Annotated in this window: 18 protein-coding genes, 1 other RNA gene and 1 pseudogene; 14 read left to right on the top strand and 6 right to left on the bottom strand. The window is 68.1% G+C overall.

All coding sequences use genetic code 11. The features are described from left to right. Positions 1 to 30 precede the first annotated feature (30 nt). The 4 genes from thiE to FZ938_RS03975 form a co-directional block, all read right to left on the bottom strand. A complete protein-coding gene (gene thiE, locus FZ938_RS03990) occupies positions 31 to 696 on the bottom strand; it encodes a thiamine phosphate synthase (RefSeq protein WP_149197333.1) in 666 nt (221 codons plus the stop codon). 3 nt (positions 697 to 699) lie between these two features. Next, entirely contained in the window at positions 700 to 1629 is a 930-nt protein-coding gene (locus tag FZ938_RS03985; RefSeq protein ID WP_149197332.1) for a class I fructose-bisphosphate aldolase, read from the bottom strand. 167 nt (positions 1630 to 1796) lie between these two features. Next, the gene (locus FZ938_RS03980) at positions 1797 to 2033 is read right to left on the bottom strand and encodes a hypothetical protein (RefSeq protein WP_246457504.1); all 237 of its coding nucleotides are present in this window, start codon (positions 2031 to 2033) and stop codon (positions 1797 to 1799) included. Between the two features lie 110 nt (positions 2034 to 2143). After that, complete coding sequence (locus FZ938_RS03975) at positions 2144 to 2659, bottom strand: hypothetical protein (protein WP_246457502.1); 516 nt, start codon at positions 2657 to 2659, stop codon at positions 2144 to 2146. A 162-nt stretch (positions 2660 to 2821) separates the two neighbouring features. Between FZ938_RS03975 and FZ938_RS03970 the strand changes: the two genes are divergently transcribed. Then, positions 2822 to 3166: a type II toxin-antitoxin system HicB family antitoxin gene (locus tag FZ938_RS03970; protein WP_149197330.1), complete on the top strand. Its 345-nt coding sequence runs from the start codon at positions 2822 to 2824 to the stop codon at positions 3164 to 3166. 164 nt (positions 3167 to 3330) lie between these two features. After that, positions 3331 to 5019, top strand: a complete 1689-nt coding sequence (locus FZ938_RS03965; protein ID WP_149197329.1) for a methyl-accepting chemotaxis protein — start codon at positions 3331 to 3333, stop codon at positions 5017 to 5019. Between the two features lie 73 nt (positions 5020 to 5092). On the opposite strand, the gene gap is transcribed toward FZ938_RS03965, so the two are convergent. Together gap and tkt are read right to left on the bottom strand one after the other, a co-directional pair. Next, positions 5093 to 6115 carry a type I glyceraldehyde-3-phosphate dehydrogenase gene (gene gap / locus FZ938_RS03960; RefSeq protein ID WP_149197328.1) on the bottom strand — a complete coding sequence of 341 codons (1023 nt, stop codon included), beginning with the start codon at positions 6113 to 6115 and terminating at the stop codon, positions 5093 to 5095. Between the two features lie 73 nt (positions 6116 to 6188). Continuing rightward, entirely contained in the window at positions 6189 to 8183 is a 1995-nt protein-coding gene (gene tkt / locus FZ938_RS03955) for a transketolase (protein ID WP_149197327.1), read from the bottom strand. A gap of 397 nt (positions 8184 to 8580) precedes the next feature. On the opposite strand from tkt, the gene FZ938_RS03950 reads away from it, so the two are divergent. The 12 genes and pseudogenes from FZ938_RS03950 (at position 8581) to ybgC (ending at position 15471) form a co-directional block, all read left to right on the top strand. Continuing rightward, entirely contained in the window at positions 8581 to 8805 is a 225-nt protein-coding gene (locus FZ938_RS03950; RefSeq protein WP_085088803.1) for a hypothetical protein, read from the top strand. Between the two features lie 4 nt (positions 8806 to 8809). After that, positions 8810 to 9118, top strand: a complete 309-nt coding sequence (locus FZ938_RS03945) for a cell division protein ZapA (RefSeq protein WP_085088805.1) — start codon at positions 8810 to 8812, stop codon at positions 9116 to 9118. Between the two features lie 14 nt (positions 9119 to 9132). Beyond that, a non-coding RNA gene (gene ssrS / locus FZ938_RS03940) (6S RNA) lies at positions 9133 to 9296 on the top strand. A 29-nt stretch (positions 9297 to 9325) separates the two neighbouring features. Next, on the top strand, positions 9326 to 9910 hold the full coding sequence (locus FZ938_RS03935) for a 5-formyltetrahydrofolate cyclo-ligase (protein WP_149197326.1): 585 nt from the start codon (positions 9326 to 9328) through the stop codon (positions 9908 to 9910). Between the two features lie 20 nt (positions 9911 to 9930). Continuing rightward, on the top strand, positions 9931 to 10755 hold the full coding sequence (locus FZ938_RS03930; RefSeq protein ID WP_149197325.1) for a TIGR00282 family metallophosphoesterase: 825 nt from the start codon (positions 9931 to 9933) through the stop codon (positions 10753 to 10755). 15 nt (positions 10756 to 10770) lie between these two features. Continuing rightward, a complete protein-coding gene (locus FZ938_RS03925; RefSeq protein WP_149197324.1) occupies positions 10771 to 11250 on the top strand; it encodes a DUF29 domain-containing protein in 480 nt (159 codons plus the stop codon). Between the two features lie 181 nt (positions 11251 to 11431). Then, positions 11432 to 12184, top strand: coding sequence for a YebC/PmpR family DNA-binding transcriptional regulator (locus FZ938_RS03920; RefSeq protein ID WP_149197323.1), 753 nt, complete (start codon positions 11432 to 11434; stop codon positions 12182 to 12184). Between the two features lie 81 nt (positions 12185 to 12265). Beyond that, positions 12266 to 12757: pseudogene (gene ruvC / locus FZ938_RS30930) on the top strand (crossover junction endodeoxyribonuclease RuvC); the annotation flags it as partial. Further along, positions 12740 to 13297: an endonuclease domain-containing protein gene (locus FZ938_RS30925; protein ID WP_343075097.1), complete on the top strand. Its 558-nt coding sequence runs from the start codon at positions 12740 to 12742 to the stop codon at positions 13295 to 13297. The pseudogene ruvC and the gene FZ938_RS30925, both read left to right, overlap by 18 nt. Then, positions 13294 to 13920, top strand: a complete 627-nt coding sequence (gene ruvA / locus FZ938_RS03910; RefSeq protein WP_149197322.1) for a Holliday junction branch migration protein RuvA — start codon at positions 13294 to 13296, stop codon at positions 13918 to 13920. The genes FZ938_RS30925 and ruvA overlap by 4 nt, the downstream gene beginning before the upstream one ends. Beyond that, positions 13917 to 14990, top strand: a complete 1074-nt coding sequence (gene ruvB / locus FZ938_RS03905) for a Holliday junction branch migration DNA helicase RuvB (protein WP_149197321.1) — start codon at positions 13917 to 13919, stop codon at positions 14988 to 14990. The genes ruvA and ruvB overlap by 4 nt, the downstream gene beginning before the upstream one ends. Beyond that, complete coding sequence (gene ybgC, locus FZ938_RS03900) at positions 14983 to 15471, top strand: tol-pal system-associated acyl-CoA thioesterase (protein ID WP_149197320.1); 489 nt, start codon at positions 14983 to 14985, stop codon at positions 15469 to 15471. The genes ruvB and ybgC overlap by 8 nt, the downstream gene beginning before the upstream one ends. Positions 15472 to 15494: the final 23 nt, after the last annotated feature.

Here is a 15494-nt window from a genome sequence, read left to right as displayed (position 1 = left end):
ATTATGGGGAAGTCCAGGTAATCGGCCGGCCTAGCCGGCGAGTGCGGCCTCGATGGCGGCGTTCAGCGCCCGGACTCCGGCGCCGGGACCCTGCGGATGACCCCAGACGGCGTTGACCACGGCCAGGAAATCGGCGCCCGCGGTGACCAGCGGCGCGCAATTCTCGGCGGTGATGCCGCCGATGGCGACACAGGGGACCTCCATCAGCTCCGACCACCAGCTCAGCAGCTCCGGCTCGGCCTTGTATTCGGCCGTCTTGGTGCTGGTGGGGAAGAAGGCGCCGAAAGCGACGTAGTCCGCCCCTTCCTCGCCGGCGATCATGGCGAGATGGCGGCTGTCGTGGCAGGTGACGCCGACGATGGCGTCGTTGCCCAGGATCTTGCGGGCATCGCGATAGGGCGTATCGGACTGGCCTACATGGACGCCGTCGCAGCCGGCCTCCCGCGCCAGACGCGGATGGTCGTTCAGGATGAAGGCAACCTCACGCTCCTGCGCGATGGGGCGCAGGACGTCGCAGGCGCGGCGGATGTCGTCCTCCGAGCAGTCCTTGAGGCGGAGCTGCACGCAGGCGACGTCGCCGGCATCCAGCGCTTCCTCCAGAAGCGGCGCGAACGCCGCCGGCTCCAGGGCCGGCGGCGTCACGAGGTACAGTCGGCAGGCGGCAGGTTCCGCCTGCGTCGGCTTTCCCTTGGCCAAGTGTTACTCCCGGCCCTGGTAGATCTTCATGATCCGGTCGAGCAGCTTGAGGGCATCCTCGCGCGGGCGCTGGAAGGCGTTGCGGCCGATGATCGAGCCGTTGCCGCCGCCGTCACGGATGGCGCGGGCGTCCTCGAACACCGCGTCCTCGCCCTTGGTGGCGCCGCCGGAGAAGACCACGATGCGGCGGCCGTTGAAGGCGCACTGCATGATGTGCTTCACGCGCTCGGCCTGGTTGCCGATGGCGATCTGCTTCGACTCGTAGACCTTCTTGGCTTCCGGCTGCTCCAGATGGGCCGACGGCAGCTTCACCTTGATGATGTGGGCGCCCAGCAGAGCGGCCATGTGCGCGGCGTAGCCGATCACGTCGATGGCCAGCTCGCCGTCCTTGGTGACGGCGCCGCCGCGCGGGTAGGACCACAGCACGGTGGCGAGGCCGTAGGACTTGGCCTCCTTCGACAGCTCACGGAACTCCTCGTACTGGGAGTACATGGCGTCGGAGCCGGGATAGATCGTGAAGCCGATGGCCGAGGCGCCGATGCGCAGCGCGTCCTGGACCGAGGCGGTGACGGCCTGGTCGGCGGCTTCCTTCTGGGTGGACAGCGAGTTGGCGCTGTTCATCTTCAGGATCAGCGGGATCGACCCGGCGAAGGTGCCGGCGCCGGCCTCCAGCGAGCCCAGGGGAGCGGCGTAGGCGTTGCAGCCGGCGTCGATGGCCAGCTGGTAGTGGTAGTGCGGGTCATAGCCCGGCTCGTTCGGGCCGAAGCTGCGGGCCGGACCATGCTCGAAGCCCTGGTCGACCGGCAGGATCACCAGCTTGCCGGTGCCGCCGAGCTTGCCTTCCATCAGGATGCGGGCGAGGTTCGCCTTGGTGCCGGGATTGTCGCTCTCGTAGTTGGCGAGAATGTCTTTGACGCGGCGCGTGAGCTTCATTGTGGCTCTTCCCCTGGGGCATTCTTGGAAATGGCGCCGTCTTAGCCCGTATTCGGCCGCTTTGCAACGGCGGGAGGGGCATAAAGCGGCCATTTGCCACGCCTGAACGGCCTAGGGCCTGCGGCGGGGGGAAACCCGCGGGGGGTGGAAAGGCTCGGCCGGAGGGGTTAAGGCAGAAGAGAGCTGACCACGGTGTAGAGGCCGTATCCGGCCCCACCCAGCACCGCCCAGGATCCGGCGGTCAGCCCGACCCAGACGGCGACCAGCCGCAGACCGCGTATCTTCTCCGGCCGGGGATCCGGGCTGTTCCCCATCCGGTCGGATGAGCGGCCGTTTGCGGCCTGCCCCGGATGGTGCGGCTGCGCGATGGTCTGATCCGGCGTGGTCAGGGAGGTGATGCTCATGGGTGGCTCTTCCGGCATCGGAGGGAGAGTGCGGTGTCACAAAAATATCCTTACGTGACGTTACACCACCTTTGCGCGGCGAGGCTGTGCGAAAAAGCGGTAGTCCGGACCTAAGCCTCGGCACGACTTTCGGCCCAACCGTTGGCCTGTGTCAGCCAGTCGCGGCATAGCGCCTCCAGCAGGACCGGCCGGGTGGAGCCATGACTTTCGGCGGCGAGGTCGAGCAGGGGCGGGCAGGCGGTCAGCAGCGCGGCGCCACGGGCCGTGGCGATGGCCGCCAGACGGCCCGCCGCCTCCGTCCGTCCGGTGAACAGCAGGGCCTGCACCCCGGCGGCCAGCGCCCCCTGCGCCTCGCCGGCGCGGTCGCCGCAGTCCAGCAGGCCGCTCACCTCCAGGCCGGGGTGGGCCCGGCGCACCCGCGCGATCAGGTCGAGGAGCCACAGCGCCCCGCCCGCCGGCGGCGCCATCAGGGTGAGGGCGGCACCGGCCGAGTCGGCGACCGCGGCGGCGGCCAGCGCGTCGGCGAGGCCGCGGACCAGGATGGGGCGGATGGGGGACGGGGGGAATTGCGGGGCGGCGGGCATGGGCGGCGGCGGGGCGGGGCAGGGTGGCGGCGGGTCGGACATTCTAGCGGTGGGTGCGATTGGGCTCCAGCCCTCAGCCGGTTGAGAGAATTGAGGCAGGTCAAACCCAGGGATGGCGGTCCCGGAGTATGGTCAGTCACAACGGACAGCAGGCCGGGGCACCGGCGTCCGTTTCATTGGAATACCTCCCCCGGGAATGCCGCGATGATGGAATACAAGGGTTACAAGGCCCAGATCGACTTCGACAACGACGCGGGCGTCTTTGTCGGCGAGGTCATCAACACCCACGACGGCATCACCTTTTCCGGCCGGTCTGTGGACGAATTGCGGGACTCCTTTCGGCGGGCGGTCGACGATTACCTCGATTTGTCCTGCGACATGGGGGGCGAGGGCGAACAGCCCTTCTCCGGACGGCTGGCCATCCGCATCAACCCGATCCTGCACCGCGCCGTCGCCGACTGCGCCGCGCGGGAAGGCAAGAGCGTCTCCGCCTGGATCGCCGAGTGCCTGGGCCGTGCCGCCGGCGTGACCGATGTCAAAGCCGGATGATTTTTCGCAAAACGCAACGCAGCTTGCGTTCGAAGGAGTGTGAGTTTGGCGAAACGCTTGAATTATGCATTCACGTAATCATAGCAGAGCAACGGCTCCATCCCGTTTTCCGATTGGCACCGTCCTTGCTGTGAAGTCTCCGATCTAAAGGGGGGGACTTCCTCATGAGCGGACTGAAACTGACTCTGCGAACGAAGCTGTGGACACTGGTTGCGCTGGCCGGGGCCGTCAGTATCGCGCTTGCCGCCGCCGCGCTGTGGTTGAACCAGCGCAGCACGCTGGAGGATCGGAAGGAAACCCTGCGCTCCGTCGTGCAGGCCGCCCATGGTCTGGCGACCGGTTACGAGGCCGAGGTCAAGGCCGGCCGGCTGACCCGCGATCAGGCCTTCGACCGGTTCAAGGCCAACATCAACACGATGCTCTACAGCGGCAAGGACTACATCTTCGTCCTCGATACCGGCTATCGCACCGTCATCCATCCGGTGCGGCCGGACGTGATCGGCAAGGATCAGCGCGACCAGAAGGATGCCAACGGCGTCTATTTCTCGCGTGAGATGGTCGACACCGCCAAGGCCAAGGGCGAGGGCTTCGTCTATTACAGCTATCCCAAGGCCGGCGGCAGCGAGCCGCTGCCCAAGCTCAGCTATGTGAAGATGTTCGAGCCGTGGCAACTGGCCATCGGCACCGGCGTCTATATCGATGATCTGGACGCCCGATTCGCCAACAGCCTGTGGACCATGGCGGCCTTTGTCGGCGGGTTGGTGCTGCCGGCGGTGGCGCTGATCGCGCTGGTCGGCAATTCGATCAGCCGGCGCATCCGCCGCCTGTCCGACGCCATGCGCTCGCTCGCCGACGGCAACCTTTCCGTCACCATTCCGGAGACTGAGGGCGGCGACGAACTGGGTGACATGGGCCGGGCGGTCCAGGTGTTCCGGGTCAATGCCGAGGCCGCCCGCCGGCTGGAGGCCGAACAGGCGGAGGCCGCGCGCCGGGCGGTGGAGGAAAAGCGGCAGGCGATGGACCGGCTGGCCGCGCAATTCGAGGGGACGGTGGGCGGCATGATCCGCTCCGTCTCCACCACAACCGACGCGCTGGGCCAGAAGGTTCGGGCGATGTCGCACGCCGCGGAGCAGACCAGCCAGCTGGCCGGGATCGTGGCGAGCGCCAGCGACGGCACCGCCGCCAACGTGCAGACCGTCGCCGCTGCGTCGGAACAGCTGTCCTGCTCCATCGTCGAGATCGGCCGGCAGGTGTCGGAAGCCAGCCGCGTCGCCGGCGAGGCGGTCGGCATGGCGCAGGAGGCCACCGGCCGCATCGGCAGCCTCGCCGAGGCGGTCGAGCGGATCGGTACGGTCGTCGGACTGATCAACTCCATCGCCGGACAGACCAATCTGCTGGCGCTGAACGCCACCATCGAGGCGGCGCGGGCCGGCGAGGCCGGCAAGGGCTTCGCCGTCGTGGCGAGCGAGGTGAAGGCGCTGGCCAACCAGACGGCCAAGGCCACCGACGAGATCGGCGGCCAGATGAGCGGCATCCAGGCGGTGACCGGTCAGGCGGTGACGGAAATCCAGAAGGTGTCGGCGGTGATCGAGCGGCTGAGTGCCATCGCAACGACGATCTCCGCCGCGGTCGACCAGCAGAACGCCGCCACCGCGGAAATCTCCCGCTCGGTCCAGCAGGCGGCATCCGGCACCGGCGAGGTGTCGTCCAGCATCTCCGGCGTCACCGCCGCGTCGGACGAGAGCGGCCGCACCGCCCGCGAACTGGTCGAGGCGCTGGGCAAGTTGACCAGCGAAGCGGCCGGGCTGAACGCGAAGGTCGGCGACTTCCTGGCGACGGTGCGGGCGGCCTGAAGGCCTGCGGCCACTGAAAAGAAAAAAGGCGCCTTCCCCACGGGAAGGCGCCTTTTTCTCGGGTAGGCGAGGCTTACTTGGCGTTCGCCATGGCGACGGCGGTGTCGCTCATGCGGTTGGAGAAGCCCCACTCGTTGTCGTACCAGGTCATGATGCGGACGAAGTTGCCGTCGATGACCTTGGTCTCGTTCAGCGCGAAGATCGAGCTGTTCGGGTCATGGTTGAAGTCGGTCGAAACCAGATCTTCGGTGTAGGCGGCCAGCACGCCCTTCAGCGGGCCGTTGGCGGCATCGGAGATCGCCTTGGTGATCTCTTCGACCGAGGTGGCGCGCTTGGCGGTGAACTTGAAGTCGACGACCGACACGTTCGGGGTCGGAACGCGCATCGCGGTGCCGTCCAGCTTGCCCTTCAGCTCCGGCAGCACCTTGCCGACGGCCTTGGCGGCGCCGGTGGAGGTCGGGATCATGTTCAGGGCCGCGGCGCGGGCGCGGTGCAGGTCCTTGTGGTTGGTGTCGACGATCCGCTGGTCACCCGTGTAGGAGTGGATCGTGGTCATGAAGCCCTTCTCGATGCCCACCAGGTTGTGGAGGACATGCGCGACCGGGGCCAGGCAGTTGGTGGTGCAGGAGGCGTTGGAGACGATCCGGTGCTCGGCGGTCAGCTTGTCGTGGTTGACGCCGTAGACGACGGTGATGTCCTCATCGGTGGCCGGGGCCGAGATCAGCACCTTCTGCGCGCCGGCTTCCAGATGCTTGGCGGCGTCGGCGCGCTTGGTGAAGATGCCCGAGCATTCCATGGCGATCTCGATGCCGAGATCCTTCCACGGCAGCTTGGCCGGGTCACGCTCCTGCACGACCTTGATGGAGTGGCCGTTGACGATCAGGACGCCGCCCCCGTCTTCAGATTGGGCGGTCTCGATGGTGCCGGGGAAGCGGCCGTGGACGCTGTCGTACTTCAGCAGGTGCGCGTTGGCCTTCAGATCGGCGAGGTCGTTGATCGCCACGACCTCCACGTCCTTGCGGCCGCTCTCGTAGATGGCGCGCAGAACCAGACGGCCGATGCGGCCAAAACCGTTGATCGCTACCCGTACAGCCATGACTTCCTCCAGTTGGATATGGGGCGCCCGAATTCTGCTGGACGCCCCTTCGGCTTCTCTCAGAGACGCGCCCTTACAGGCGCGCTTTAACGGCGTCCACGACCGCTTCGGCGGTGATGCCGAAGTGCTTGTACAGTTCCTGGTACGGCGCCGATTCGCCGAAGCCGGCCATGCCGACGAAGGCGCCCTTGTCGCCCAGCCAGCGGTCCCAGCCCAGACGGATCGCCGCCTCGACGCCGACGCGCACGCCGGTGCCGAGCACCGAGGCCTTGTACGCATCGTCCTGGCGCTCGAACAGTTCCCAACTCGGCATAGACACAACGGCGGTGCCGATGCCCTGGGCCTGCAGGGCCTTGCGGGCCTCCATCGCCAGCGACACTTCCGAACCGGTGGCGAGGATGGTCGCCTTGCGCTCGCCATCGGCCTCGGCCAGGACATAGGCGCCGCGGGCGGACAGGTTGTCGGCGGTGTGCTCGGTGCGCAGGGTCGGCACATTCTGGCGGGTCAGTGCCAGAACCGACGGGCTGCCGGTGGCCTCCAGCGCGATCTGCCAGCACTCGGCGGTCTCGACCGCGTCGGCCGGGCGCAGGACAAGCAGGTTGGGGATGGCGCGCAGAGCGGCCAGATGTTCGACCGGCTGGTGGGTCGGGCCGTCTTCGCCGAGACCGATCGAGTCGTGGGTCATCACGAAGACGGTGCGCTGCTTCATCAGCGCGGCCAGACGGATCGACGGACGGCAATAGTCGGCGAACTGCATGAAGGTGCCGCCGTAGGGGATGATGCCGCCATGCAGCGTCATGCCGTTCATCAGCGTCGCCATGCCGTGCTCGCGCACGCCGTAGCGGACATAACGGCCGGCGAACTCGCCCTTGCCCTTCACGTCGGCGGTGTTCTTGACCTTGGTGTTGTTCGACGGGGTCAGGTCGGCGGAGCCGCCGATCAGTTCGTGGATCGCCGGGACCAGGACCTCCAGCGTGTTGCCGGAAGCGACGCGGGTCGCCCAGCTCGGCTTGTCGGCGCTGACCTTCTGCTTGAAGGCGACGATGGTGTCGGCCAGGGCGGAGGGAACGCCGCGGCCGAAGGCCTCGTCGAACGCCTTGCCGGCGGCCTCGGTCAGGGTGGCGCGGCGGCCGGCCCAGGCGGCATAGGCGTCGGCGCTGCGGGAACCGGCGGCGCGCCAGGCGGACAGAACCTCGTCCGGAACGACGAAGGGCTCATGGGTCCAGCCGATGGCGGTGCGGGTCGCGGCGACCTCGTCGGCGCCCAGCGGCGAACCGTGGCAGCCGTGGGTGTTGGCCTTGTTCGGCGCGCCCTTGCCGATGATGGTGCGGCAGGCGATCAGCGTCGGCTTGTCGGTGGAGGTCCGGGCCTGGGCGATGGCCTTCGACACGGCGTCGGTGTCGTGGCCGTCGACGGCGATGGTGTTCCAGCCGTAGGAGCGGAAGCGCGCCTGGGTGTCGTCGGTGAAGCTGAGGTCGGTCGAGCCGTCGATGGAGATGTGGTTGTCGTCCCACAGCACGATCAGGCGGTTCAGCCCGAGATGGCCGGCCAGCGAGCAGGCCTCGTGGCTGACGCCCTCCATCAGGTCGCCGTCCGAGGCGATGACGTAGGTGTAGTGGTCGATCAGCTCGTCGCCGAAGCGGGCGTTGGTGATCCGCTCCGCCAGCGCCATGCCGACCGCGGTGGAGACGCCCTGGCCGAGCGGGCCGGTGGTCATCTCGATGCCGAGGGAGGGATCGACTTCCGGGTGGCCGGGGGTCAGGCTGCCCAGCTGGCGGAAGCGCTTGATCTCGTCGATCGTCATCCGCTCGTAGCCGGTCAGGTAGGCCAGCGAATAGATCAGCATCGACCCGTGGCCGGCCGACAGCACGAAGCGGTCGCGGTCGGGCCAGGACGGGTTCTTCGGATCGAACTTCAGGAACTGGGTGAACAGGACCGTGGCGACGTCGGCCATGCCCATCGGCATGCCCGGGTGGCCGGACTTCGCGGCCTCGACCGCGTCCATGGAGAGCGCGCGGATCGCGCTGGCCATCGTGTGGAGGGAGGGCTGGGCGGAGGCAGCGGACATCTGGCGTTTCCTGCGGAGTCGGGCGCGGTTGCGGCGTCGGCAACGGACGTTGCGCGGTCGCCTTGGAAGGCGCCGCGAAACGGGCGCACCATGCAGAACCGCCGTCCGCAGGTCAACATGGGAATGGGGTAGGAAATGGTATGGCAGAGGCCCCTCTTCCGTGTGGGATGCGCTCCGTCCGGCATTGTTTCGTCACTGTCGCATCCTCTGCGGCCTTCCGTCACGCCCCGGTATTCCGTATGGGCATTCGGTGGAAGAAGCCGTCGTGACGGTTGACGCGGTCGGTGTGCCGGCCCAACTCTAGGCGCTGCGATAAGGCAGCGGTTCGGCTTGGCGCAGCGCCGATCGAGCTTCTACGCCTAGAACATGACGTGCCCACAGGTCGAGGTTGACGTCCATGGATTCCCTGAAAGCCGCTCTCGACCGTCTCGGCCGCGCTGTGGACCGGCTGGAGCATGCCGCGACGGCCCGTGATGAGCGGGTGGTCCGGCGCGAACAGGACTTGTCGCAGGCGCTGGAAACCGCGCGGGCGGACCGGGCGACCGCCCAGGCCACCGCGGAGGCGGTATCCCAGCGGCTGGAGGTCGCCATCGCCCGACTGCAACAAGTGCTGGAGAGCTGACGCCATGGCCCAGGTCGACATCGAAGTGAACGGCCGCTTCTATCGCATGCTGTGCGAGGACGGCCAGGAAGCGCGGCTGCGGGAACTGGCGGCCTACGTCGACGAGCGTCTGCGCCGGCTGACCGGCGGCGGCCGCAGCGGGTCGGAGGCGCAGATGATGCTGATGACCTGTCTGGTGCTGGCCGACGAGCTGCAGGACGTGATGTCCGGCAAGGGCATCGCCCCTGCCGTGGACGAGGGCGCGGTGGTCGGCGAACTCGATCGTGTGGCAAAACGCATCGAAGAGGTTGCCGCGCGGCTCGAGCGCGCCTAGATTGGTACACGGAAGGACCGCTGCCTGGTTCGACAGGCTGCAATAATCCCCAGGGCCGATAACCTTGATCTCTAGGGAGCTGTCCCTGTCCGGCCCATAGGGCCGGGTATATGGCGCCCACCTGCTCATGCAGGCCATGGAGGATAGGCATATGGCCACCGGCCGAGGCGGCACCTTCCACCCTTTTCTTCCCGCACGCAGTCCGCGATGACCGATCCGCAAGCCAAGGACGCCGCCCGACGCGAGGCGCGCGTCCGGCGCGACGCCATCGCCGACTCCGACCGCCCCGCCGCATCCGCCGCCGTGCGCGACCGCATCGCCGAACTGGCGCAAGGCGGCCATCTGCCGCGCGGCGCCGCCGGGGGATATTGGCCGCTCGGCTCCGAACTCGACGCGCGGCCGGCTTTGCTCCATCTTAAAGAACTCGGTCATACGGTCGGGCTGCCGGTCTCGGGGCCGCGCGGCACCGCGCTCGTCTTCCGCGATTGGGATCCGCAGGCGCCCATGGCGGCCGGCCGTTACGGCATTCATGAGCCGGCGGAGGGGCGCGCGGTGCTGCGGCCGTCGCTGCTGCTGGTGCCGCTGCTGGCCTTCGACCGCTCGGGGCATCGGCTGGGCTATGGTGCCGGCTATTACGACCGGACGCTGGATGGCTTGCGCGATGGCGGGGCGGTGGTCGCGGTCGGCGTGGCCTTCGCGGCGCAGGAAATGCCGGCGGTGCCGGTGGACGGCCACGACGAGCGGCTTGACTGGATCGTGACGGAGCGCGAGACGCTCCGCGTTCGTAAGTAGTTATTCTGGAAGGTTGGGCGATGCGGATTCTGTTCTTCGGCGATGTGGTGGGCCGGGCCGGGCGCGAGGCGGTGCTGGCGCACATGCCGATGCTGCGCGAACGGCTGGACCCCGACCTGACCGTGGTCAACGGCGAGAATTCTGCCGGCGGCTATGGCGTCACCGTCAAGATCGCCGAGGAGTTCTTCGAGGCCGGCATCGACGTGGTGACGCTCGGCAACCACACCTGGGACCAGAAGGAGCTGGTCGGCACCATCGAGCAGCAGCCGCGCATCATCCGTCCGCTGAACTACCCGGAGGGCACGCCCGGCCGCGGATTCGTCCTGTTGCAGGCGCGCGGCGGGCGCAAGGTGCTGGTCATCAACGTGCTGCTCCGCCTGTTCATGGAGCCGATGGACGATCCCTTCGCAGCGGTGGACCGGGTGCTGAAGGCGCACCGGCTGGGGCCGGGCGGCGTCGATGCCGTGCTGGTCGACATGCATGGCGAGGCCACCAGCGAGAAGATGATCATGGGCCATTTCTGCGACGGCCGCGCCTCGCTGGTGGTGGGCACCCACAGCCATGTTCCGACCGCCGACCACATGGTCCTGCCGAAGGGCACCGCCTATCAGTCGGACGCCGGCATGTGCGGCGATTACGACAGCGCCATCGGCATGAAGAAGGAGGTGGCGCTGGCCAAGATGGTGCGGAAGCTGCCGACCGAACGGCTGTCCCCGGCGGAAGGGGAGGGCACCGTCTGCGGCTGCTACGTGGAGACCGACGACCGCACCGGGCTGGCGGTCCGCATCGAGCCGTTGCGCATCGGCGGGCGGCTGAGCCAGACTTTGCCGGAACGGATGCAATAGCCGGAGCGCAGTGTCATGGGCTTCCATGCGAAGCATGATGAGGATTTCTACGCCTGGGCGATCGAGCAGGCAGCCCGCCTGCGCGAGGCGGCAGCGTCGGGAACCAACCTGCCGCTCGACTGGGAGAACCTCGCCGAGGAAATCGAGAGCATGGGTGGGCGTGACCGCCGGGAACTTCTCAGCCGGCTGATACGGGTAATCGAGCATCTGCTGAAGCTCGAACTTTCGCCGGCCGAAGGGCCGCGCGAGGGATGGAAGCGGTCGGTTCGCCAGCAGCGCCTGTCCTTGGCACGGCTGCTGAAGGACAGCCCCAGCCTAAAGGCGCGCGTGGACGAGGTTCTGCCGGACGCCTGGAGCGGCGGGCGCGAAGAGGCGTTGATGGGGCTGGAGTGCGACGGGCTGTACGACCAGGATCTCCCCCGCGACTGCCCCTATGGCGTAGGGGAACTGCTCGATCCCGCATTCTGGCCTGCCAATGGGCATGGGCTGAGGTGACCTCGGCATAAAGTCTCTGCTGGGCTCCCAGCCGCGCCGCAATCTCGCCATATTGACTTTCTAATCCCGTGGGTGTCGTCTCCCGCGCCGAAAAGGTGCGGTGGGGCGGCAGACCTGTTACATGTGTCGTGCGCTCACCCCGCCCGATTGACCATTTTCCGTTTCGAGGCTCGTTCGACCCATGGCCGGTCATTCCCAGTTCAAGAACATCATGCACCGCAAGGGCGCACAGGACGCCAAGCGGTCCAAGATCTTCAACAAGCTCGCCCGCGAGATCACCGTGGCCGCCAAGAGCGGCCTGCCGGACCCGGCGGCCAACCCGCGCCTGCGCGCCGCCATTCTCGCTGCGCGCGTGCAGAACATGCCGCGCGACCGCATCGACCGCGCCATCAAGCAGGGCACGCCCGGCGGCGGCGACGACGCGAACTATGAAGAGGTGCGGTACGAGGGCTACGGCCCCGGCGGCGTCGCGCTGATCGTCGAGGCGCTGACCGACAACCGCAACCGCACGGCGGCGGAAGTGCGCTCCAGCTTCACCAAGTATGGCGGTAGCCTGGGCGAGACCAATTCGGTCAGCTTCATGTTCAACCGCATCGGCGCGATCTTCTACCCGGCCGCCGCCGCGGATGCCGACGCCGTGTTCGAGGTGGCGCTGGAGGCCGGTGCCGACAACGTCGAATCCGACGAGAACGGCCATGAGGTCACCACCACGGTCGAGAATTTCGGGGCCGTGCGCGATGCGCTGGAGGCCAAGTTCGGCGGTGCGGAGAGCGCGCGGCTGACCTGGCGCCCGCTGAACACCGTCGCACCAAGCGAGGATGCCGCGGCCAGCCTGCTGAAGCTGCTGGACGTGCTGGAGGACAACGACGACGTCCAGGTGGTCGAAGGCAACTTCGACATCTCCGACGAGCTGATGCAGAAGCTGACCGCGTAAGCTGAACGCTGGTCTTGCAGGCGGAGTGCGGGTGCCGTGTTTGCGCGGGCAGGACGAAGTGAGGCGGGGATGCCTTCGCCGGTGCGGTTGCTGGGGATCGACCCCGGTCTGCGCCACACCGGCTGGGGCATCATCGACGTGGCGGGCAACCGCCTGAGCCACGTCGCCGACGGCGCCGTGCATTCGGACGACTCCTGCCCGTTGGCCGAGCGGCTGGTCCAGCTCCACGACGCGCTGTCGGCGGTGGTGGAGCGCTACCGCCCCGACGAGGCGGCGGTGGAGGAGACCTTCGTCAACAGCAATGCGGTCTCGACGCTGAAGCTGGGGCAGGCCCGCGCCGTGGCCCTGCTGGTGCCGGCCCAGGCCGGGCTGGCGGTGGCGGAATACGCCAACAACATGGTCAAGAAGGCGGTCGTCGGGCAGGGCCGCGCCGAAAAGGCGCAGGTCCAGACGATGGTGCGCCTGCTGCTGCCCGGCTGCGAGATCGGCTCGCCGGACGCCGCCGACGCGCTCGCCGTGGCGATCTGCCACGCGCACCATCGCGCCAGCTGGACGATGTGGCGGCGGGGTGGCGACGCGGCGGGGAAGCAAACCCTCTCCCCCCCGGGGAGAGGGCAGGGTGAGGGGGGCGCATTGCGTGCCTCTCCCAAGACTTCACGCAGTGCCTCCCCCTCACCCCGACCCTCTCCCCGGGGGGGAAATGGAGATATGGCGAGCATCGCAAAGGCGAAGCCCACTGAATACATAACCGGGCGCGCGCACGAACTGCGGATGAACGCCACGGATGTGGAAAAGATCGTCTGGCAGAAGCTGCGCAATGCCCAACTCGGCGCGAAATTCCGACGGCAGGAGCCCATTCTTGGCTTCGTCGCCGACTTCGTCGCCCATGACCATCGCCTGATCATCGAACTGGACGGCGGCCAGCATGCCGAGCAGCGCGCCGCCCATGACGAAAGGCGGGCGCGGATGCTGGAGCAGGCCGGCTTCCGCATCCTGCGCTTCTGGAACATCGACGTGATCGACAACCTTGACGGCGTGCTGGAGACCATCCGCGCGCGTCTCGAAGAGACCCCCATTCTTCGCAGCCAGCCCTCGGGCCGGGAGTTCCCATGATCGCCAAGCTGACCGGCATCGTCGATTCCACCGGCACCGACTGGGTCGTGCTCGACGTGAACGGCGTCGGTTACCTGCTGTCCTGCTCCAACCGCACGCTGTCGCGCATGGCGGTGGGGGAGCGGGCGTCGCTGGTGGTCGAGACCTTCATTCGCGAGGAGCGCATCGTCCTGCACGGCTTCGGCGAGCAGGCCGAGCGCGAGTGGTTCAAGCTGCTGACCACCATCCAGGGCGTCGGCGCCCGGCTGGCGCTGTCGATCCTGGGCGTGCTCGACCCCGACCAGCTGACCCGCGCCATCGCCTCGCAGGACAAGACCGCGCTGGTGCGGGCTGACGGCGTCGGGCCGAAGGTGGCGGCGCGCATCCTGAACGAATTGAAGGACAAGGTCGGCAATCTGGCGCTCGGCCCCGCGGCGACCGCGGGCGCGCCGGCCGGCAAGGGCGCCCCCGCCGCCGTTCCGGGCGCCAGCCCGGCGCTGGCCGACGCGGTGTCGGCGCTGGTCAATCTCGGCTATGGCCGGTCGGAGGCCTTCGGCGCGGTCGTCGCCGCCGGGCGGGTGCTGGGCGATGACGCCGGCGTGTCCGATCTGATCCGCCAGGGCCTCAAGGAACTGAGCCAATGAGCGACCCCAACCACGACCGTCTGGTCCAGCCGGGCCAGGGGCAGGGCGACTCGGCCGAGTCGTCGATCCGCCCGCTGTCGCTCGCCGAGTTTATCGGCCAGCGCCAGGCGCGCGAGAATCTGTCGATCTTCATCCAGGCCGCCCGCTCCCGCAACGAGGCGCTGGACCATGTGCTGCTGTTCGGGCCCCCCGGCCTGGGCAAGACCACGCTGGCGCAGATCGTGGCGCGCGAGCTGGGGGTGGGGTTCCGCGCCACCTCCGGGCCGGTCATCGCGCGGGCCGGCGATCTGGCGGCGCTGCTGACCAATCTGCAGCCGCATGACGTCCTCTTCATCGACGAGATTCATCGCCTTAATCCCGCCGTGGAAGAGGTGCTCTATCCCGCGATGGAGGATTTCCAGCTCGACCTCATCATCGGCGAAGGCCCGTCGGCGCGGTCCATCCGGATCGACCTGCCGCCCTTCACGCTTGTCGGCGCCACGACGCGCAGCGGCTTGATCACGCGCCCCTTGCGCGAACGCTTCGGCATTCCCGTGCGGCTGCAATTCTACGAGCCGGACGAGCTGGAGCTGATCGTGCGCCGCGCCGCCGGCGTGCTCGGCATGGGCATCACGCCCGAGGGCGCCCGCGAGATCGCCAACCGCTCGCGCGGCACGCCGCGCGTGTCGGGCCGGCTGCTGCGCCGGGTGCGCGATTTCGCCGCGGTCGCCGGGGTGGAGGAGGTCGACAAGCGGGTCGCCGATGCCGCCCTGACCCGGCTGGAGGTCGACCGGCTGGGGCTGGACAGCATGGACCGCCGCTATCTCGGGCTGGTCGCCAACAACTATGGAGGCGGGCCGGTGGGCGTCGAGACGCTGGGCGCCGCTCTGGGTGAACAGCGCGACGTGCTGGAGGAGGTGGTCGAACCCTACCTGATCCAGCAGGGCTTCCTGCAGCGCACGCCGCGCGGGCGCATGCTGACCGACCAGGGCTTCCGCTATCTCGGCCTCAACCCGCCGAACGCGCCGCTCCGTCAGCTCGACCTGCTGGACCGGGTTCCCAACCCGACAGACGAGGGTGACGATGAGTGAGGCGACGATCTCCCTCTCGGGCTGGTTCGCGGATGACGGCACGCACCGCTATCCGCTGCGGGTCTATTACGAGGATACCGACGCCGGCGGCATCGTCTATCACGCCAATTACCTGCGATTCGCGGAGCGGGCGCGGACGGAGATGCTGTACCTGATGGGCTTCCGTCAGAAGGAAATGGCGGACGGTTTGGGCGATGTCACAGGTGTGTCATTTGCGGTACGGCGCCTGACCATCGATTTTGACGCCCCTGCCAAGCTGGAGGACACGCTTGAAGTGGAAACCCGAATCGTCGATATCCGCGGAGCCTCCTTCGCAGTTGCACAAGTCATCCGCCGCGACGGTCGCGTGCTGGCGCGCGCCGACCTGCAGCTGGTGACGATAAACCGGGCCGGGCGGGCCGTGCGCCTTCCCGAACCGGTGAAAGCGGCGATGGAGTCGCTGCATGCAAAGCAAAGCTCTTCTTCGTCTGCCCACCCTTGATCGACCGTTTCCCTTCCACATCC

It is taken from the genome of Azospirillum oryzae, from assembly GCF_008364795.1.
GTDB classification, from domain to species: domain Bacteria; phylum Pseudomonadota; class Alphaproteobacteria; order Azospirillales; family Azospirillaceae; genus Azospirillum; species Azospirillum oryzae.
This window is presented reverse-complemented; position numbering and strand designations above follow the sequence as displayed.